Genomic DNA, 19,366 nt, shown 5'->3' with positions numbered 1-19,366 from the left:
CGCGGCGGACTCGCAGTCCGCCGCCTCTCATCTCTCTCGAACTCGACACTGAACCGATCATGGCCAATCCGATTCTCGATCCGAACGCACCCGCCTTCACCCGCCGCTACATGAACCTCGCCGACCCACGCCTGGGCGCGAAGGCGCTCTTTGCCAGCGACGAATTCTTCGCACCGAAAGAGCGGATGCTCGACCCGCAGCCTGCCGTGTTCATCCCCGGTAAATACGACGATCACGGCAAATGGATGGACGGCTGGGAAACGCGCCGCAAGCGCACGACGGGCCACGATTACTGCGTGGTGCGGCTCGCGCGGCCGGGCATCGTGCATGGCGTCGATCTCGATACGAGCCACTTCACGGGCAATTTCCCGCCCGCGGCATCGATCGAAGCCTGCTATTCGAACGAAGACGTACCCGCCGACAATGCCGACTGGCAAACCCTCGTTCCCGCGACCACGCTGCAAGGCAATCAGCATCACTACGTCGAAGTCAGCGATACGCGCGCGTTCACGCATCTGCGCGTGAATCTGTATCCGGACGGCGGGCTGGCGCGCCTGCGCGTCTATGGGCAACCGAAGCGCGACTGGGAGCGCATCGAACGCGGCAACCTGCTCGATCTGGCCGCTGTCGAAAATGGCGCGTATCTGGTCGCCGCGAACAACCAGCATTTCGGGCCGGCCTCGCAGATGCTGATGCCGGGACGCGGCGTGAACATGGGCGATGGCTGGGAGACGCGCCGCCGCCGCGAGCCGGGCAACGACTGGGCGATCGTGGCGCTCGCGCGGCCGGGCGTGATCCGCAAGGTCGAAGTGGATACCGCACACTTCAAGGGTAATTTCCCCGATCGCTGCTCGCTGCAGGCGGCGTCCGTGACGGGCGGCACCGACGACTCGCTCGTCACGCAAGCGATGTTCTGGCCTGTTCTGTTACCCGAACAGAAGTTGCAGATGGATAACGTGCATACGTTCAGCGCCGAACTCGCCGCGCTTGGCCCCGTGACACACGTGCGGTTCAACATTTACCCGGACGGCGGCGTATCGCGGTTGCGCCTGTGGGGCGAACTCGAATAACACACGCTGCACGGCAGAGACGATCGACGGAGACGGCCATGAACACACTGCGCATCGAGCGCCTGACACGAGACGCGTTCGCTCCATTCGGCGACGTGATCGAACTGGACGGCGCGCGCCACTATCCGATCAACGAAGGCACCACCGAGCGTTTTCACGACCTCGCGAAAGTCGATGTGAGCACGCAAGGCGGCCGCCCGCTGATCAACGTGTTTCGCGCGCAGCCGCGTGCATGGCCGATCGAGATCGCGATGATGGAGCGCCATCCGCTCGGCAGCCAGGCGTTCGTGCCGCTATCGGATGCGCCTTATCTGATCGTCGTCGCACCGGCCGGCGATCTCGATCCAGCGAAGCTAAGAGCGTTCTCGACGCGCGGCTGGCAGGGCGTCAATTACGCGAGAGGCGTCTGGCATCATCCGCTGCTCGCGTTGGAGCGCGTGAGCGATTTCCTCGTCGTCGATCGTGGCGGAGAGGGGCCGAATTGCGATGAATTGGCGTTGCCGCAAACGTGGCGTCTGGAGCGTGAATCGTTCGAAACAGCGGCGATTTAAGGGTTTGGTAAGCAGAAGAAAGCAAAAGGCCCGGTCGACGAATTCGACCGGGCCTTTCTGCGTCTTACTGTCAATTCCAGGTGCTTCGCGCGCTCGCGAAATGCCCGGAAACCCGCGTCAGTGCTTGCGATGCGGGCATTTTTCCTTCGTACACACGCCGTAGAGCGCGAGCGCGTGTTCCTGCAGCTTGAAGCCGCGTTCTTTCGCGATTGCCTGCTGGCGGTTTTCGATTTCAGGGTCGAAAAACTCTTCGACCAGCCCGCAGTCGATACACACCAGATGGTCGTGGTGCGTCCCTTCGTTCAGCTCAAAAACGGCTTTACCCGACTCGAAGTTGCTACGCGACAGCAGGCCCGCCTGTTCGAACTGTGTGAGCACGCGGTACACCGTGGCGAGCCCGATATCCAGTTCTTCATGCAGCAGGCTGCGGTAGACATCTTCGGCGGTCAGATGGCGCACCGGGCTGTGCTGAAAGATTTCCAGAATCTTGAGGCGCGGTAGGGTCGCCTTGAGTCCGATATTCTTCAGATCGGTTGGATTGGTCATGGCAAGGGATCCCTAGAGTACAATGCAGGGTTCTAATGGTAATGTGAATTGCTGTTCAGGTCATCTTACACGGAAACACGCGCGGCTCGCGTAGCCCGCACGGTGAGGGAAATGATTCCAAAAGCTCTATTGATCAACCGGGGGAGCCGCGTACGGCGTACCTTGATCGTCGCGGCGGCGGTGGCGGTTCTTGCTGGATGTTCCACGTATGACAGCCTGACTCAGCGTTTTGCCCAAAGCATCACGCCGTACCGCATTACCGTGGTTCAAGGTAACTTCGTATCGAAGGAAGCGGCTGCGCAAATGCAGGTTGGCATGTCGCGCGCTCAGGTCCGGCAGGTGCTCGGCACGCCGCTTCTTTCCGACATGTTCCACGCGGACCGCTGGGACTACGTCTTCTATTTCAAGCGCGGTTCGACGGCAGTCGTCCAGCAGCGCGATTTCATCGTGAACTTCACGGGTGATCGCGTCGCGAGCTGGTCGGGTGGCGAAGATCTGCCGTCCAACCTCGAACTGCTCGCCGAAATCGACGGCGATCGCACGGGCAAGAAGGTGAAGGTGGCGCCTGTCGTCGCCAGCGGAACGGCTGAGGCGAGCGCGGCGGCTGCTGCGAACGCGCCCGCGCCCGTAACGGTGCCCGATACCGTGCGCTCGGCCACGTCGGACGCCGCGCAGGCCGGCAATCTGCCCGCAGTCGACGCGAACGCGCAGGCCGCACAGGCTGCGAACCGCCTGACCAACGCGGTGCAATCGCCCGCGCCGGGCGCGACGCCGTCGGTACGCGCGAACACGCCGCCGTCTAACGGAGGCGTGCCGCAGAACTCGACGGAGCCGGGTCAGCCGCAGTTCCGCTTCACCCGTCCGCCGCCTCCGCAGATGCAGGGCGTACCGAGCGACAACCCCGTTGGCCCGACGGGTCCAACTGGCCCGGAAAGCAACAACGGCCAGTCGAAAGACGCGCCCGCCAAGTCGTCGCAATCTTCCTCGCAATCGGGAACGACCACGGGAACGGGCGGCTGATTCCGTTGTCCGTAACATGACGGGCGGCGTGTCCGCCTGTCATGTGTCTTGCCGCGATGCCGCTTCGCTGTGAGACATCGCCCGCTTCGTATCTTTTGTCGCCTCTCGGCGCGCTGCCTGTCGGCGCGATGTTCAGGCGCTGTTAGCAGGACTACCCATGAAAATTGCCATCGCCGGCGCGTCGGGCCGCATGGGCCGGATGCTCATCGAAACCGTCCTCAACGATCCTGAAGTCACGCTGTCGGGCGCGCTCGACCGCACAGGCGCGCCGCAACTCGGTCAGGACGCCGGCGCGTTTCTCGGCAAGCAGACGGGCGTGCTGATGTCGGACGATATCGACGCCGTGCTCGCGCAATCCGACTATCTGATCGACTTCACGCGCCCCGAAGGCACGCTTGCGCACATCGACGCGGCGCTGCGCACGAACACGAAACTCGTGATCGGCACGACGGGCTTCGACGACGCGCAGAAGGAGCAGATTCGCGCCGCGTCGGAAAAGATCGGCATCGTGTTCGCGTCGAACTTCAGCGTCGGCGTGAACGTGACGATGAAGCTGCTCGAATTCGCTGCGCCTCATTTCTCGCAAGGCTACGACATCGAAATCATCGAGGCGCATCACCGTCACAAGGTCGACGCCCCGTCGGGCACGGCGCTGACGATGGGCGAGGTGATCGCCAATTCGCTTGGCCGCAAGCTCGAAGATTGCGCCGTCTACGCGCGCGAAGGCGTGACGGGCGAACGCGATCCGTCGACCATCGGTTTTTCGGCGATTCGTGGCGGCGATATCGTCGGCGACCACACGGTGCTGTTCGCGGGCATCGGTGAGCGCATCGAAATCACGCACAAGTCGGCGAGCCGCCTGTCGTACGCGCAAGGCGCGGTGCGCGCGGTGCGCTTCCTCGAAGGCCACCAGAACGGCCTGTTCGACATGCAGGACGTGCTCGGCTTGCGCTAAGCCCCGCGTCAGCCTGTTCTCACCCGTCAAGGCGCCGTAGCCGAGGCGACCAAAGAGCTCCGATGGCAGACACCGGCATCCTCCACTACCTGCAAACCAGCGACGCCATCACGCATGGCGTCGCGTACGTGTTGCTGGCGATGTCGGTTGCGAGCTGGTGCTTCCTCATCGTCAAAAGCTGGATACTGAGCCGCGCGAAGCGGCAAGGGCCGCGCGCCGTCGCGCGGTTCTGGCAGGCGCCGACGCTGTCGGAAGGCGTCGCAGCGCTGCGTCTCGCGGATCGCGAGCACATCTTTTCTCCATTGGCGGAAGCGGCGCTGCAGGCGTCGGAAGTCGAGACACCAGGCGTGCTGCTCGCGCGCGTCGAACGCAGCGAACGCGTGTTGCGGGCACTGCGTCAGGCGCTGCACCGCTCGCAGCGGCGGCTCGAGTTTGGGCAGGTGCTGCTGGCGTCGGTGGGCAGCACGGCGCCGTTCGTCGGCTTGCTGGGCACCGTGTGGGGCATTTATCACGCGCTCGGCAGCATCGCGCAAAGCGGGCAGGCGATGATCGAGAACGTCGCGGGTCCCGTCGGCGAGGCGCTCATCATGACGGCGTTCGGCCTCGTCGTCGCGATTCCCGCCGTGCTCGCCTATAACGTGCTTGGACGGATGGTGCGGCAGTTGTCGGAGGAACTCGACGGCTTCGCGCACGATCTGCACGCGTATGTCTGCGCGCCCGCAGGCGACGCGTCCGACAACGCACGCGGCGGCGCGAGAGACACCCACGGCGAACGGGCGCCAGCGCGCACGCAGGCGTAGAGCCGCATCGGGCAGACGGCGGCCGCGCAGGCACACCAGGTATCAAACGCGAGAAGAAACGCGAGGAACGAGGCACGACACATGGCATTCGGCGGACTCGACAGGCACAAGACGGCCGCGCCGATGGCGGACATCAACATGACGCCGCTGATCGACGTGATGCTGGTGCTGCTCGTCATTTTTATCATCACGGCGCCGCTGTTCACCCACGCGATCCGTCTGGATCTGCCGCGCGTCGCGGCCGCTGAGGCGCGCGAGACGCCGCAGACCATCACGCTGTCGATCGACGCCGCAGGCAAGCTCTACTGGAACGACAAGCCGATCACGCTCGACCAGATGCGAGCGCAGTTCAACGACGCGGGCAAGCAAAAGGAACAGCCGGAAATCCATCTGCGCGCCGAGCGCTCGACGCGCTACGAAGTGATCGCGCAGGTGATGGGCGCGGCGCAGCAGGCGGGTCTGGAGCGGATCGGTTTCGTCACGGAGCCGCCTCCAGGCGACGCCAAAGCGGGCCAGCCGACGCCTCCCGCCGCCGCATCGGCGGCGCAATAAGCCGAAGCAGCCCGTGCCGGCCAACAGCACGCTTTCACCACCCATCACGCCGAATCGGCGCGCAACGCGCATCGCACACGCTCAATCGCGCGCGGCGTGAACCCGGCCGAACGGTATAATCAGCCCTTTCCCCTTGACGAGAGGGGAATCGACAAGACTTTCATCAAGCAGAGCACCGTGCCGGTGCCGAAGCACCCGAACAGCGGCACCGAACAGCGATCCCATCACACCATGCACGAAAAATACGTTCCCTCCGACGTCGAATCCGCCGCGCAAGGACAATGGCGCGCCACCGACGCGTACAAAACGACGGAAAAGGCCGACAAGCCGAAGTTCTATTGCGTTTCGATGCTGCCGTATCCGTCGGGCAAGCTGCACATGGGGCACGTACGCAACTACACGATCAACGACGTGATGTACCGCTATCTGCGGATGAACGGCTACAACACGCTGATGCCGATGGGCTGGGACGCGTTCGGCATGCCCGCCGAAAACGCCGCGATGGCCAACAACGTGCCGCCCGCAAAGTGGACGTACGACAACATCGCGTACATGAAGAAGCAGATGCAGTCGATGGGTCTCGCCATCGACTGGTCGCGCGAAGTCGCCACCTGCAGCCCGGACTACTACAAGTGGAACCAGTGGATCTTCCTGAAGATGCTCGAAAAGGGCATCGCGTACAAGAAGACGGGCACCGTGAACTGGGACCCGGTCGATCAGACCGTGCTCGCGAACGAGCAGGTGATCGACGGCCGCGGCTGGCGTTCGGGCGCGCTCGTCGAGAAGCGCGAAATCCCGATGTACTACATGCGCATCACGCAGTACGCGGATGAACTGCTGAACGATCTCGAAGGCCTCGGCTGGCCCGAGCGCGTGAAGATCATGCAGCAGAACTGGATCGGCAAGAGCTTCGGCGTGAACTTCGGCTTCCCGTACGAACTGGACGGCGAACAGAAGCTGCTGCGTGTGTTCACGACGCGCGCCGACACGATCATGGGCGTCACCTTCTGTGCGGTCGCTGCGGAGCATCCGCTCGCCACGCATCTCGCGCAAGGCAGGCCGGAACTGCAGGCATTCATCGACGAATGCAAGCACGGCGGCGTCGCCGAAGCCGACATGGCGACGATGGAAAAGAAGGGCATGGCCACAGGCTTTTTCGTCACGCATCCGCTGACGCAGGAAAAGGTCGAGGTGTGGATTGGCAATTACGTGCTGATGAGCTACGGCGAAGGCGCCGTGATGGGCGTGCCCGCGCACGACGAGCGCGACTTCGCGTTCGTGAAGAAGTACGGCATTCCCGTCAAGCAGGTGGTTGCAGTCGAAGGCGAGCCGTTCTCGACGGACGCGTGGCACGAGTCGTACGGCGACAAGGAAAACGGCGTCCTGGTCAACAGTGGCAAGTACGACGGCCTCAAGTACAGCGAAGCCGTCGACGCGATCGCCGCTGATCTGAAAGCGCTCGGCCTCGGCGACAAGCAGGTCACGTGGCGTCTGCGCGACTGGGGCATCTCGCGCCAGCGCTACTGGGGCACGCCGATCCCGATCATCCACTGCCCGTCGTGCGGCGACGTGCCGGTGCCCGAGAAGGATCTGCCCGTCGTGCTGCCGGAAGATCTCGTGCCGGACGGCACGGGCAATCCGCTCGCGAAGTCGGAAGCGTTTCTGAACTGCACGTGTCCGACCTGCGGCGCGGCTGCGAAGCGCGAAACCGACACGATGGACACCTTCGTCGATTCGTCCTGGTACTTCTATCGCTACGCGGCACCCGACGCGAAGACGATGGTCGACGAACGCACCGATTACTGGATGCCGATGGATCAGTACATCGGCGGCATCGAACACGCGATTCTTCACCTGTTGTACTCGCGTTTCTGGGCGAAGGTCTGCCGTGATCTCGGCATCGTGAAGTTCGGCGAGCCGGCGAAGAACCTGCTCACGCAGGGCATGGTGCTCAACGAAACGTATTACCGCGAAAATGACGCGGGCAAGAAGACCTGGTACAACCCGGCCGACGTCACCGTTACGCACGACGACAAGGGCCGCCCGGTCGGCGCGACGCTGAACGCCGACGGCCAGCCCGTCGTGCTGGGCGGCGTCGAGAAGATGTCGAAGTCGAAGAACAACGGCGTCGATCCGCAAGTGCTGATCGACCAGTACGGTGCAGATACCGCGCGTCTGTTCACGATGTTCGCGGCTCCTCCCGAGCAGCAGCTTGAATGGTCGGGCGCGGGCGTCGAAGGGGCAAGCCGCTTCCTGCGCCGCGTGTGGTCGTTCGGTCAGGCGAATGAAGCGGCGCTCTCGCAGCGCGGCGCATTCGACGCCGCGAAGCTCACCGATACCGACAAGACGCTGCGCCGCGAAATCTACAGCGTGCTGAAGCAGGCCGATTTCGACTATCAGCGTCTGCAGTACAACACGGTCGTGTCGGCGGCGATGAAGATGCTCAACGCGGTCGACGGCGCGAAGGGCGCGAGCACCGCCGTGCTGCGCGAAAGCTATGGCGTGCTGCTGCGCGTGCTGTACCCGGTCGTGCCGCACGTCACGTTCCAGCTGTGGCAGGAACTCGGCTATGAGGCCGAGTTCGGCACGCTGCTCGACGCGCCGTGGCCGAAGGTCGACGAAAAGGCGCTGGAGCAGAGCGAGATCGAACTCGTGCTGCAGGTGAACGGCAAGGTGCGCGGCGCCGTGACGGTCGCGAAGGACGCATCGCGCGAAGCGATCGAAGCCGTCGCGCTCGCGCACGAAATGTTCGCGAAGTTCAGCGAAGGCAAGCCGGCGAAGAAGGTTATCGTCGTGCCGGGCCGTCTCGTGAACGTCGTCGTCTGATGCACGCATCGATTGCGCTTTAACTGCGAACCAGGAGCTCATGTGACTCGCAGATCGTTTTTGACTCTGGCGTGCAGCGCGGCGCTGCTGTCCGCGTGCGGCTTCCAGCTGCGTGGCCAGCAGGACTACGCGTTCAAACGCCTCGCCATCGCGGGCGCGTCGGCGCCCGTCGCCGCACGCCTGACGCGCATGGTGCAGGGTGGCAGCGACACGGTGATCGTGACTTCGCCCGCCAACGCCGACGCCATCCTGTCGATTTCCGAAGGGCGCGGCAACAGCGTGCTGACGCTGAACTCGCTGGGTGTCGTCGAGGAATACGCGCTCGACTACTGGCTGAACTACACGGTGCGCGGCGCCGACGGCACGCTGCTGATTCCGCCGAGCGCGATCCATCTGAATCGCGCGATGACGTATAGCGACCAGTTCTCGCAAGCGAAGGCTTCGGAAGCGGACATCCTTTACGCGGACATGCAAAACGACGCCGTCGATCAGCTGATGCGCCGTCTTGCCGTCGTGCGTTCGCTGCATCCGGCGCCGGGCCAGGAAGTGCCGGGCGTCAATCCGCGAGCACCGCTGCCGCCGCCGCCGCTTTGATCCACAGCATCGACCTGCTTTCACTCTCGTTCATCCGTCGCCATGCAACTGCGTCTTGACGCGCTCGAAGCGCATCTCGCGAAAGGTCCCGCCGGTCTGTACGTCGTGTACGGCGACGAGCATCTGCTCGCGCAGGAAGCGTGCGACCGCATCCGCGCGACGGCGCGCGCGAACGGCTTTACTGACCGCACGGTGTTCACGGTGGAGCGCGGCTTCGACTGGAGTTCGCTGCTTGGTGCGAGTCAGTCGATGTCGCTGTTCGGCGACCGGCAACTGGTCGAATTGCGCATCCCGACGGGCAAGCCCGGCAAGGAAGGCGCGGATGCGCTGAAGACGTTAGCCGCGTCGGCGAATCCTGATGTGCTGACGCTCGTGACGTTGCCGCGCCTCGATGCGGCGACGCAAAAGGCCGCGTGGTTTACGGCGCTGGCCGATGCGGGCGTCGCGTTGAAGATCGATCCTGTCGAGCGCGCGCAATTGCCCGGTTGGGTTGGGCAGCGTCTGGCGCAACAAGGCCAGCGCGTTGCGGCGGGCGAAGAGGGCAAGCGCTCGTTGCAGTTCATCGCCGAGCGCGTCGAAGGCAACCTGCTCGCTGCGCATCAGGAAATCCAGAAGCTGGGGCTGTTGTATCCGTCCGGCGCGCTGTCGTTCGAACAGGTTCACGACGCCGTGCTCAACGTCGCGCGCTACGACGTGTTCAAACTCAACGAAGCGATGCTCGCGGGCGATGTAGGCCGTCTGTCGCGGATGATCGACGGCCTGAAGGGCGAAGGCGAAGCGGCCGTGCTCGTGCTGTGGGCTGTCGTCGAAGAAATTCGCACGCTGTTGCGTATCAAGCGCGGTGTCGAGGCGGGCAAGCCGCTGCCGATGCTGCTGCGCGAAAACCGCGTGTGGGGGCCGCGTGAGCGGCTCGTTGGACCGGCGCTGTCGCGTGTGACGGAGGCGTCGCTGGAAAAGGCGCTGGCGTTCGCGGCGAAGCTCGATCGACAGGTAAAGGGGTTGTCGGGCGGCACGCCGGGCAATCATCGCAATGATCCACCGCCCGATCCGTGGGCCGGGCTTTTCGAACTTGCGATGGCCGTCGCGGGTACATCCGCTTCTCCGGTGCGTGGCATGCCAAACCGGCCAGTTCCAGCGCGACCGGCGCCAATGCGCCGACCGTCGTAGGCTGTCGCACGCCTGACGGATCTGGCCGCTGACCTCGCTTGAATAACGCGGGCGTTTCGGCGGAATACCAGATTCATCGCAATCGCGGCGCGGCAGCCTTTCCCAGCCCGTGACACGGCGCCGCTCGCCCGAGCAGACAACTGTCACACGTCATACAATCGGCGGATCGTTCCGCTTACAGAAACTGTCTGCCGCATCCACGCATATTGCGGCACAACGGGAATCATCATGGATATCGACCAGTACATGACCGACCTCGGCCGCCGCGCGCGTCACGCATCGCGTGCGATGGCGCGGGCGTCGACGGCGGCGAAGAATGCCGCGCTCGAAGCCATTGCAGTCGCCATCGAACGCGAGACGGTCAAGCTGAAAGAAGCGAATGCGCGTGACCTCGCCCGCGCTCGCGACAAGGGCCACGACGCCGCGTTCATCGATCGTCTGACGCTGTCGGACAAGGCGTTGAAGACGATGGTCGAAGGCTTGCGGCAAGTGGCTGCGCTGGCCGATCCGATCGGCGAGATCAGCAATCTGAAGTATCGGCCGAGCGGCATTCAGGTCGGCCAGATGCGTGTGCCGCTGGGCGTGATCGGCATCATCTACGAATCGCGGCCGAACGTGACGATCGACGCGGCTGCGCTGTGCCTCAAATCGGGTAACGCGACGATCTTGCGGGGCGGGTCGGAAGCGCTCGAATGCAACACGGCGCTGGCGAAGCTGATCGGCGAAGGGCTCGAGACAGCGGGCTTGCCGCAGGAAGCGGTGCAAGTGGTCGAGACGTCCGACCGTGCCGCAGTCGGCAAGCTGATCACGATGACGGAATACGTCGACGTGATCGTGCCGCGTGGCGGCAAGAGTTTGATCGCGCGTCTGATGGAAGAAGCGCGCGTGCCGATGATCAAGCACCTCGATGGCATTTGCCACGTGTATGTCGACGATCGCGCGGACATCGCGAAGGCGATGACGGTCTGCGATAACGCGAAGACGCATCGTTACGGCACCTGCAACACGATGGAGACGCTTTTGGTCGCGCGCGGTATCGCGGCCGAAGTGCTGCCGGCGCTCGGCAAACTGTATCGCGGCAAGGACGTGGAACTGCGTGTCGATCCGGCGGCGCGCAAGGTGCTCGAAGCGGATGGCGTGCAACCGCTAGTCGATGCAACGGAAGAAGACTGGCGCACCGAATATCTCGCGCCCGTGCTGGCTATCAAGGTGGTCGACGGCATCGACGAGGCGATCGAGCACATCAACGAATACGGCTCGCACCACACGGACGCGATCGTCACGGAAGATCACGACCGCGCGATGCGCTTCCTGCGCGAAGTGGATTCGGCGAGCGTGATGGTCAATGCATCGACGCGTTTTGCCGACGGCTTCGAGTTTGGGCTGGGCGCTGAGATCGGCATTTCAAACGACAAGCTGCATGCGCGCGGTCCCGTCGGCCTGGATGGGCTGACATCGATGAAATACGTCGTGCTGGGGCACGGCGAAGGCCGTCAATAATTTCGAACATCGAAACAAAAAGAAGGATTAATACCGATGTTGTGGATCAAGACGTTTCACATCGTTCTGGTGGCCTCATGGTTCGCGGGGCTTTTCTACCTGCCGCGGATCTACGTGAATCTCGCGATGGAGACCGATACGAACGCGGTGAAACGCCTCTTGATCATGGCGCGCAAGCTGTTTCGCTTCATGACGTTCATCGCGGTGCCGGCGCTGGCGTGCGGATTGTGGCTGTGGCTCGCGGTCGGCATCGGCAGCGGGCAGGGCTGGATTCACGCGAAGGTCGGCGTGGTGGTGTTGCTGATTATTTATCACGCGTATTGCGGCGTATTGCTGCGGACGTTCGAGCGCGGTGAGAACCGGCGCTCGCACAAGTGGTATCGGATGTTCAACGAACTCCCCGTGCTGGGGATGCTGGCGGCTGTCGCGCTGGTAGTCATCAAGCCGTTTTAGTTTTCGATGTAGTCGGTTCGGGAAATTCGTTCAGAAGCCCGGTTTGCTGGTAACAGCAAACCGGGATTTTTGCTTTCCTGCAATCGTTCAAGCCCAACGCGCTAACGATACTCGTCGCCATTCAGGCTGCGCGGGTTTGCGTCAAGCAGCGAGACTCGTGTCCCCATTCCCGCAAGTCATTGCGGCGACCATCGTAATACCGCCGAAGTGGCCCTCGTCTTCTCGCGTTGTCTGTGGTGCCCAGCGCACTTGATCACGAAATCCATCGTGTCGCGCGGCATACGTCTTAGCTCGGACTGAGCACGCTCACCTTCTTTCTTAAATTTCGCTGACAAAAAAACCAAACGATTCCGCCTACGCACGCGTTATCAGCATGCTTTAGGAGTCGTCCGATTCAGGCGCTTGCTGTGTCGCAATAAAGTGCATGCACGGTAGGTAGAAGGGGCGAAGTCTTAGTCGTTCTTAGGCAGCTCATCTCAAAAACCGGCTCCGGCGGCGGCTTGGGCGGATCAGCAGTCAGGGTTCTTCGGAGCCGGTCTTCCCACTTAATTTTCGCGTAAGCATCGCATTCACAGGGTGGGTGCGAGAGATATCTCGTTGCCGTGCTGGAGTAACGTTTCCCGTGCCGGCGATATTTCAATATTTTTAGGATTGCAGATGAATAAGACTTATCGATCAATCTGGAACGAAACCACGGGAACGTGGGTCGCCGCTCAGGAGAATGCCGCGTCGCGCGGCAAGGGAGGTTCTTCGAAAAAATCTGTCGGATTGCTCGGAACCGCGGTGATTATTGGCGGGGGGCGCGCTGGCGTCTGGTTTCGCATACGCGAATTCAACAGGGTATGTTAAAGACGGCAATGGCAACTCGATTGTCGCAATTAACAATTCAGGCGCTGGTAACTGCTAGACAACGCCGTCTGCCACTAACACGTTGACCGACTCTGGTTCGGCCATCGCGTTTGGTTGTATGGCGCTTGCGAACGGCACCGATGCTTTGGCTTTTGGGCAGAGCAACTCTGCGTCTGCTGATCACGCGCTGGTTTTCGGCGATAACAGCACCGCCTCGGGCGTGAGCTCCATCGCCCTCGGCACCGGTGTCAGTGGCCAGGGCACGACGGTTGGTGTCGGTGCTTCGTACCAGTGATAATCGGGAAGTAGGCGCAAGGGCGGTGCAGTAAGACCGCCTGAGCGCAGCCTTCACCAGCAGCAAGCTTCAAAACGAAACGGGCTCCTTCGGGAGCCCGTTTTGCGTTTGTATGTCCGCTTTGTCCTGGTGTCGCGCTTCACCTTGCCGTGCGGTGCGTGCCGGATCACTCATGCGGCCCGTCATCCTGCGGCGTGGCGTGCTTCAACGCACGCAGCAGACCTATTCCTGCGGCCCGATCCGGCGTCGCGCAATCACATCCTTCGCGCCCGCCAGCTTTTCTGCCAGTTCCGGTCCGCGCTGCAACGCGACGCCGACGGCCAGAATGTCGCCGATCGCGAGATGCGACGTGCGCGACGTCATCGGCGAGAAGATGTCGGTGTCTTCATCGACATTCGCGAACAGTCCGATCGACGCGATCCGAGCCAGCGGCGAATTCCCATGCGTCACGGCAATCACCTTCGCGCCCGCGGCGAGTGCGGATTTCGCCGCGTCGATGATGTCACGCGTGCGACCCGTATTCGAAATCGCGACGACGACATCGCCTTCGCCCAGCAATCCCGCCGACATCAAAAACGTATGCGGGTCGGAATAAGCGACGCTCGGCATGCCGAGCCGGAAGAACTTGTGCTGCATGTCGAGCGCGGCAATCCCCGAGCCGCCCGCGCCGTAGAACTCGATGCGCTTCGCTTGCGCCAGCAACTGGATCGCCGCCGCCACGCTGTCGGTCGACAGATTGTTGCGCACCTGGATCAGCGCGCCGATGGTCCGGTCGAGCACCTTCGCGGCGACGCCGGGCGTCGGCTCGTCGGGACGCACGTCGCGATACACGGCGGGCACTTCCGTTGCTATCCCTTGCGCAAGGCGGATCTTGAACTCGCGAAAGCCGGAGAAGCCGAGTGCATGGCAAAAGCGCGCGATGGTCGGCTGGCTGACGCCCGCGCGCGCGGCGACCTCCGTCATCGACAGGTCGAGCACTTCGCGCGGCGCCTCGATCACGTAGTCGGCAAGCTTGCGTTCGGATGGGCGCATCTGGTCGCGCATCGCTTCCACCTGGGACAGCATCATCGGGAATCTCGCACTATGCTGAAGAATGCGTGGACTATAGCTGATAGACGAGTCAAGTACAAAAACTACATATGTACCGTAGGTGATTACCCTGATGAACTGCGTTAAAACGCCGGAAACGCCAGTACATAAAGGTTTAAGGCCAATTCCGCAGTTGCGCCGATTCAGCAACTGCCACATTGTGTGCTTGTAGTTTTTCTACTAATATCCCGGTTGCCGGCTCTTCATGCCGTTTCCCGCGATACCAATCTGGCGTACAGCGCTCATGTCAAGGCGCGCAGGCCAGCGACGAAGGAGCATCGATGGTTTCCCCGCATTCGCAACTGATGAAAGTCACGAAGCGCGTGATCGAGCGCAGCAAGCCGACGCGCCACGCGTACCTGTCACGCATCGACCAGGCGCAGGGCAAGTTCCCGGCGCGCGGCGCGCTGTCCTGCGCGAACCTCGCGCACGGCTTCGCCGGCATGGAGGGCAACGACAAGCTCGTCATCAAGCAGATCCGCCAGCCGAACATCGGCATCGTCTCGTCGTACAACGAGATGCTCTCGGCGCACGCGCCGTACAAGGATTTTCCTGACATCATCAAGGCCGCCGCGCGTGAAAACGGCGGCGTAGCGCAGTTCGCGGGCGGCGTCCCGGCGATGTGCGACGGCATCACGCAGGGCAATGCGGGCATGGAACTGTCGCTGTTCTCGCGCGAAGTGATCGCGATGAGCACGGCTGTCGCGCTCACGCACAACATGTTCGACGCGGCGCTGTGTCTCGGCGTGTGCGACAAGATCGTGCCGGGCCTGTTGATCGGCGCGCTGCAATTCGGCCATCTGCCGACCATCTTCGTGCCCGCCGGCCCGATGACGAGTGGCCTGTCGAACGACGACAAGGCCAAAGTGCGCCAGGAGTTCGCGACGGGCAAATGCGGCCGCAACGAGCTGCTCGAATCCGAGGCCGCCGCGTATCACAGCCACGGCACCTGCACGTTCTACGGCACGGCCAACAGCAATCAGATGCTGATGGAAATCATGGGCCTGCATCTGCCGGGCTCGGCGTTCGTGCATCCGCATACGCCGTTGCGCGATGCGCTGACTGCGCAAGCCGCGCGCCGCGTGCTCGACCTGACGGTGGACCGCGGCCACTACATGCCAATCGGCCACGTAATCGACGAGAAAGCGATCATCAACGGCATCGTCGGTCTGCTGGCGACGGGCGGCTCGACTAATCACACGCTTCACCTCGTCGCGATCGCGCGCGCGGCGGGCATCATCATCGACTGGGACGACTTCGACACGCTGTCGGCTACGGTGCCGCTGCTCGCGAAGGTCTATCCGAACGGCAAGGCCGACGTGAACCACTTCCACGCGGCGGGCGGCATGGCGTATCTGATCCGCAACCTGCTCGAAGGCGGCTTGCTGCATGACGATGTGAACACGGTCGTCGGCAAGGGTCTTTCGCGCTACGCCGAAGAGCCGAAACTGCTCGACGGCAAGCTGACGTGGGTGCCGGCCGCAGCCGAAAGCCACGATACGGCCGTGTTGCGCGCCATCGGCGATCCGTTCCAGCCGGACGGCGGTTTGCGTCTGATGCAAGGCAAGCTCGGCCGCGGTGTGATCAAGATTTCGGCCGTTGCCAAGGCGCATCGGACGGTGAAGGCGCCCGCCATCGTGTTCGATTCGCAGGAAGCCGTGCAGGAAGCCTTCGACAACGGCGAGCTTAAGCGCGACTTCATCGCCGTCGTGCGCTTCCAGGGTGCGCGCGCAAACGGCATGCCTGAGCTGCATCGTTTGACGCCGCTGCTCGGCGTGTTGCAGGATCAGGGTTTCCATGTCGCGCTCGTCACGGACGGCCGCATGTCCGGAGCATCGGGCAAGGTGCCCGCCGTGATTCACGTGTCGCCGGAAGCGCTGCTGCAAGGCCCGCTCGGCAAGGTGCGAACGGGCGACATGCTGGTGATAGACGCCGAAGCAGGCGTGCTCGACATCGAAATCGACGACGCCGAATGGGCTGCGCGTCCGATTGCCGTGTCGCAGCATCAGGCGGAAAACGAAGTGGGCTTCGGCCGCGAACTGTTCGGCGTGTTCCGTGCGGCGGCGGCGCCGGCGGAACTCGGCGCATCGGTGTTCGGGCCGCTCGTCGGCGAAGCGTCACACGCAACGCAGCACGCAACTGGAACGGCAAGCGCCGTGGCAAGTGAAGCCAGCAACGCAATGCAGAAATAAAGCGAAAAGGAGTCTGAAGATGACGTCGAAAACAGTCAGCGAAATCGTGCGCCTCGGTCCGGTGATCCCGGTCCTCGCATTCGATACCGTCGAACAGGGCGAACACGTTTCGCGCGCACTGCACGCAGGCGGCGTGAAGGTGCTGGAAATCACGCTGCGCACGCCTGCCGGCATCGGGGCGATCGAGCGCGCGAGCCAGCTTGCCGAAGACATCGTCGTTGGCGTCGGCACGATCACGAGGCCCGAACATTGCGAGCAGGCAAAGAAGGCGGGCGCGCAGTTCGGTGTATCGCCGGGTCTCACGAAAGATATGCACAAGGCCGCGCAGGACGCCGGTCTGCCGCTTTTGCCCGGCGTAATGACACCGAGTGACATCATCGTCGCACTCGAACTGGGCTATGAAATCGTCAAGTTCTTCCCCGCGCAACAGGCGGGGGGCGTGCCGATGCTGCAAGCCTTCCACGGCCCGTTCCCGACGCTGAAGTTCTGCCCGACGGGCGGCATCACGGCGGAAACAGCGCCAAACTTCCTCGCGCTGCCGAATGTAGTGTGCGTGGGCGGCTCGTGGCTGACGCCGAAGGCGGCGCTCGCTGCGCAGAACTGGGACGAAGTCACGCGTCTCGCGCGCGCTGCGAGCGAACTGGCAGCACCTGCACACTGACGCGCAGCATCGTGTTTTGAACGAGCGCGTAACCGGCTGCTGCAACGAGCCTCGCCGCTTCAGCCCCTGACGGGCTGCAGCGGCGAGGTTTTTTTTGATTTTTGCGCGGGTTTATTCCACGCGCCACCGACGTCAACAAACAGTAAAATTCAGCGTCCGCGAAAGTGCTCGCTCAGAAGGCACTTTCAGCATCCGGAAGCGGGCGAGGTGCCGTAGCACTTTGCAATTCAAACCAACAAAGCAAAGGAGGAGCTTCATGGAAGCTGTCCACGGCAGCATGCTGCTGATCTACGCCGTGATTGCCATTGCGGTGCTGATCCTGATGATCACGCGCTTCAAGGTCTATCCGTTCCTCGTCCTCATTATCGTGTCGTTGTTGCTGGGTCTGGCCGTTGGCATGCCGGCGGGCACGATCGTGAAGTCGTTCGAAACGGGTAACGGCAATACGCTGGGTCACATCGCGATCGTCGTCGGCCTCGGCACGATGCTCGGCAAGATGATGGCCGAATCGGGCGGTGCCGAGCGTATCGCCACCACGCTAATCAACTGGTTCGGTGAAAAGAACATTCACTGGGCGATGATGTTCGTCGCGATCATCGTCGGCTTGCCGGTGTTTTTCGAAGTCGGCTTCGTGCTGCTGATTCCCATCGCGTTCAACGTCGCGAAGCGCACGGGCAAATCACTGCTGCTGATCGGCCTGCCGATGGTCGCGGGTCTGTCCGTCGTACACGGCCTGATACCGCCGCACCCGGCTGCGCTGCTTGCGGTGCAGGCGTATCACGCGGACATCGGCCGCACGATCGCGTACGGGCTGCTCGTCGGCGTGCCGACGGCGATTGTCGCTGGTCCGCTGTTCGCGCTGCTGATCCACCGTCATATCAAACTCGCCGAAAACAATCCGCTCGCCGCGCAGTTCGTCGATACCGAACATCAGGCGGGCTCGCGCGAGCTGCCGGGCTTTGGTATCACGCTCTTCACGATCCTGCTGCCTGTGATCCTGATGCTGATCGGCAGTTGGGCGGATCTCGTGTTCGCGCCGAAGACGACGCCGAACGATCTGCTGAAGTTCATCGGCACGTCTGACGTTGCGCTGCTGATTGCGGTGCTCGTCAGCTTCTGGACGTTTGGCGCGAGCCGCGGCTTCAACCGCGAGCAGATCCAGAAGTTCTGCGGCGAATGTCTTGCGCCGATCGCGGGCATTACGCTGATCGTCGGCGCGGGCGGTGGTTTTGGCCGCGTGCTGATGGATAGCGGCATCTCGAAGCAGATCGTCGAAACGGCGACGTCAGCGCATTTGTCGCCGTTGCTGCTCGGCTGGTTCGTCGCCGCGCTGATCCGTCTCGCGACGGGGTCCGCGACGGTTGCAATGACGACGGCCTGCGGCATCGTCGCGCCGATCGCGCAGGCGAGCGGCGTGCAGGTTAAGCCGGAACTGTTGGTGCTTGCAACGGGCTCGGGCTCGTTGATTTTCTCGCACGTCAACGACGGCGGTTTCTGGCTGATCAAGGAGTACTTCGGAATGACGGTGGGGCAGACGTTCCAGACGTGGTCGCTCTGCGAAACCATCATTTCGCTGATGGGCTTGGGTTTGACCTTCGCATTGGCGGCGGTCCTGTAAGGAGTTTCAGATGATTTTGATCGCGATGGGCGTGTCGGGCGCCGGCAAGACCCGTATTGGCGAAATGCTGGCGGAGCGGCTCAAGTGCAGTTTCACCGATGGCGATGCGTTTCACAGCGCTGCCAACAAGGAGAAGATGCACAACGGCATTCCGCTGACGGATGATGATCGCTGGCCGTGGCTCAGGACGATTCGCGCAGCGATCGAGGAGAAGCAGGCGGCGAATGAAGATGCCGTTTTCACTTGTTCATCGCTGAAGCGTTCTTATCGCGATATCCTGCGCGCGGGCGATAAGGATGTTTGCTTTGTCTATCTCAAGGGTTCGCGGGAAGTGCTGCAGGAGCGTCTGCAGACACGTACTGGGCATTTCTTTGATCCTTCGTTGCTGCAGAGCCAACTCGATACGCTGGAAGAGCCTGGGGATGATGAGGCGATTACTGTGAGTATCGAGTTGACGCCCGAGCAGATTGTTGAGGAAACGCTCAGTCAGTTTCGCGCGAGGTAGGGTTTTGTAGCCGTTGATTGATGGCCCGCTAGCGGTGTTTCTTTTCGCTGCGCGGGCCGTTTTTTTGTGGTTTTGATGTTGGGCCGGTAGCAGCGGTTTGGATTCGTGGCGTGGCCGGTTTGG

Annotated in this window: 19 protein-coding genes; 17 read left to right on the top strand and 2 right to left on the bottom strand. The window is 62.6% G+C overall.

The window, feature by feature from the left end; genetic code table 11:
* Window positions 1–59 precede the first annotated feature (59 nt).
* Together alc and BLT65_RS19735 are read left to right on the top strand one after the other, a co-directional pair.
* The gene (gene alc, locus BLT65_RS19740; protein ID WP_042307988.1) at window positions 60–1,070 is read left to right on the top strand and encodes an allantoicase; all 1,011 of its coding nucleotides are present in this window, start codon (window positions 60–62) and stop codon (window positions 1,068–1,070) included.
* 38 nt (window positions 1,071–1,108) lie between these two features.
* Entirely contained in the window at window positions 1,109–1,621 is a 513-nt protein-coding gene (locus BLT65_RS19735; RefSeq protein WP_042307990.1) for an ureidoglycolate lyase, read from the top strand.
* 117 nt (window positions 1,622–1,738) lie between these two features.
* Here BLT65_RS19735 and fur read toward each other — a convergent pair whose 3' ends face one another.
* Entirely contained in the window at window positions 1,739–2,167 is a 429-nt protein-coding gene (gene fur / locus BLT65_RS19730) for a ferric iron uptake transcriptional regulator (RefSeq protein ID WP_036002612.1), read from the bottom strand.
* Window positions 2,168–2,278: 111 nt separating this feature from the next.
* On the opposite strand from fur, the gene BLT65_RS19725 reads away from it, so the two are divergent.
* The 11 genes from BLT65_RS19725 (at window position 2,279) to BLT65_RS19675 (ending at window position 13,178) form a co-directional block, all read left to right on the top strand.
* Window positions 2,279–3,187, top strand: a complete 909-nt coding sequence (locus BLT65_RS19725; RefSeq protein WP_042307993.1) for an outer membrane protein assembly factor BamE — start codon at window positions 2,279–2,281, stop codon at window positions 3,185–3,187.
* Window positions 3,188–3,344: 157 nt separating this feature from the next.
* Window positions 3,345–4,142 (top strand): 4-hydroxy-tetrahydrodipicolinate reductase, encoded by a 798-nt coding sequence (dapB, locus tag BLT65_RS19720; RefSeq protein WP_042307996.1) that lies wholly within the window; start codon window positions 3,345–3,347, stop codon window positions 4,140–4,142.
* 62 nt (window positions 4,143–4,204) lie between these two features.
* Window positions 4,205–4,942, top strand: coding sequence for a MotA/TolQ/ExbB proton channel family protein (locus tag BLT65_RS19715; RefSeq protein ID WP_042307998.1), 738 nt, complete (start codon window positions 4,205–4,207; stop codon window positions 4,940–4,942).
* Window positions 4,943–5,023: 81 nt separating this feature from the next.
* Complete coding sequence (locus BLT65_RS19710; protein WP_042308000.1) at window positions 5,024–5,494, top strand: ExbD/TolR family protein; 471 nt, start codon at window positions 5,024–5,026, stop codon at window positions 5,492–5,494.
* Window positions 5,495–5,725: 231 nt separating this feature from the next.
* Entirely contained in the window at window positions 5,726–8,320 is a 2,595-nt protein-coding gene (gene leuS, locus BLT65_RS19705) for a leucine--tRNA ligase (protein ID WP_042308045.1), read from the top strand.
* A gap of 42 nt (window positions 8,321–8,362) precedes the next feature.
* Window positions 8,363–8,914: an LPS-assembly lipoprotein LptE gene (locus BLT65_RS19700; RefSeq protein WP_042308001.1), complete on the top strand. Its 552-nt coding sequence runs from the start codon at window positions 8,363–8,365 to the stop codon at window positions 8,912–8,914.
* 42 nt (window positions 8,915–8,956) lie between these two features.
* Window positions 8,957–10,081 (top strand): DNA polymerase III subunit delta, encoded by a 1,125-nt coding sequence (holA, locus tag BLT65_RS19695; RefSeq protein ID WP_042308003.1) that lies wholly within the window; start codon window positions 8,957–8,959, stop codon window positions 10,079–10,081.
* A gap of 228 nt (window positions 10,082–10,309) precedes the next feature.
* Window positions 10,310–11,581, top strand: a complete 1,272-nt coding sequence (locus BLT65_RS19690; protein ID WP_091780097.1) for a glutamate-5-semialdehyde dehydrogenase — start codon at window positions 10,310–10,312, stop codon at window positions 11,579–11,581.
* 36 nt (window positions 11,582–11,617) lie between these two features.
* Window positions 11,618–12,034, top strand: a complete 417-nt coding sequence (locus BLT65_RS19685) for a CopD family protein (RefSeq protein WP_042308006.1) — start codon at window positions 11,618–11,620, stop codon at window positions 12,032–12,034.
* Between the two features lie 657 nt (window positions 12,035–12,691).
* The gene (locus BLT65_RS48730) at window positions 12,692–12,883 is read left to right on the top strand and encodes an ESPR domain-containing protein (RefSeq protein ID WP_081920933.1); all 192 of its coding nucleotides are present in this window, start codon (window positions 12,692–12,694) and stop codon (window positions 12,881–12,883) included.
* Between the two features lie 118 nt (window positions 12,884–13,001).
* Window positions 13,002–13,178 (top strand): hypothetical protein, encoded by a 177-nt coding sequence (locus BLT65_RS19675; protein WP_091780091.1) that lies wholly within the window; start codon window positions 13,002–13,004, stop codon window positions 13,176–13,178.
* A gap of 222 nt (window positions 13,179–13,400) precedes the next feature.
* On the opposite strand, the gene BLT65_RS19670 is transcribed toward BLT65_RS19675, so the two are convergent.
* Window positions 13,401–14,246, bottom strand: a complete 846-nt coding sequence (locus BLT65_RS19670; RefSeq protein ID WP_042308008.1) for a MurR/RpiR family transcriptional regulator — start codon at window positions 14,244–14,246, stop codon at window positions 13,401–13,403.
* 302 nt (window positions 14,247–14,548) lie between these two features.
* Between BLT65_RS19670 and edd the strand changes: the two genes are divergently transcribed.
* The 4 genes from edd to BLT65_RS19650 all read left to right on the top strand — a co-directional run bounded on the left by edd (window position 14,549) and on the right by BLT65_RS19650 (window position 19,243).
* Window positions 14,549–16,459, top strand: a complete 1,911-nt coding sequence (gene edd, locus BLT65_RS19665; RefSeq protein WP_042308011.1) for a phosphogluconate dehydratase — start codon at window positions 14,549–14,551, stop codon at window positions 16,457–16,459.
* A gap of 19 nt (window positions 16,460–16,478) precedes the next feature.
* Window positions 16,479–17,120, top strand: coding sequence for a bifunctional 4-hydroxy-2-oxoglutarate aldolase/2-dehydro-3-deoxy-phosphogluconate aldolase (gene eda, locus BLT65_RS19660; protein ID WP_042308013.1), 642 nt, complete (start codon window positions 16,479–16,481; stop codon window positions 17,118–17,120).
* A gap of 256 nt (window positions 17,121–17,376) precedes the next feature.
* A complete protein-coding gene (locus BLT65_RS19655; RefSeq protein WP_007588531.1) occupies window positions 17,377–18,738 on the top strand; it encodes a GntP family permease in 1,362 nt (453 codons plus the stop codon).
* Between the two features lie 10 nt (window positions 18,739–18,748).
* Window positions 18,749–19,243, top strand: a complete 495-nt coding sequence (locus BLT65_RS19650) for a gluconokinase (protein ID WP_091780088.1) — start codon at window positions 18,749–18,751, stop codon at window positions 19,241–19,243.
* The last annotated feature ends 123 nt before the right edge of the window (window positions 19,244–19,366 follow it).

Origin of the sequence: Paraburkholderia steynii, assembly GCF_900100565.1 — a bacterium.
GTDB lineage: Bacteria > Pseudomonadota > Gammaproteobacteria > Burkholderiales > Burkholderiaceae > Paraburkholderia > Paraburkholderia terrae.
The sequence above is the reverse complement of the archived record's forward strand: the minus strand, read 5'-3'. Positions and strand labels throughout refer to the sequence as shown.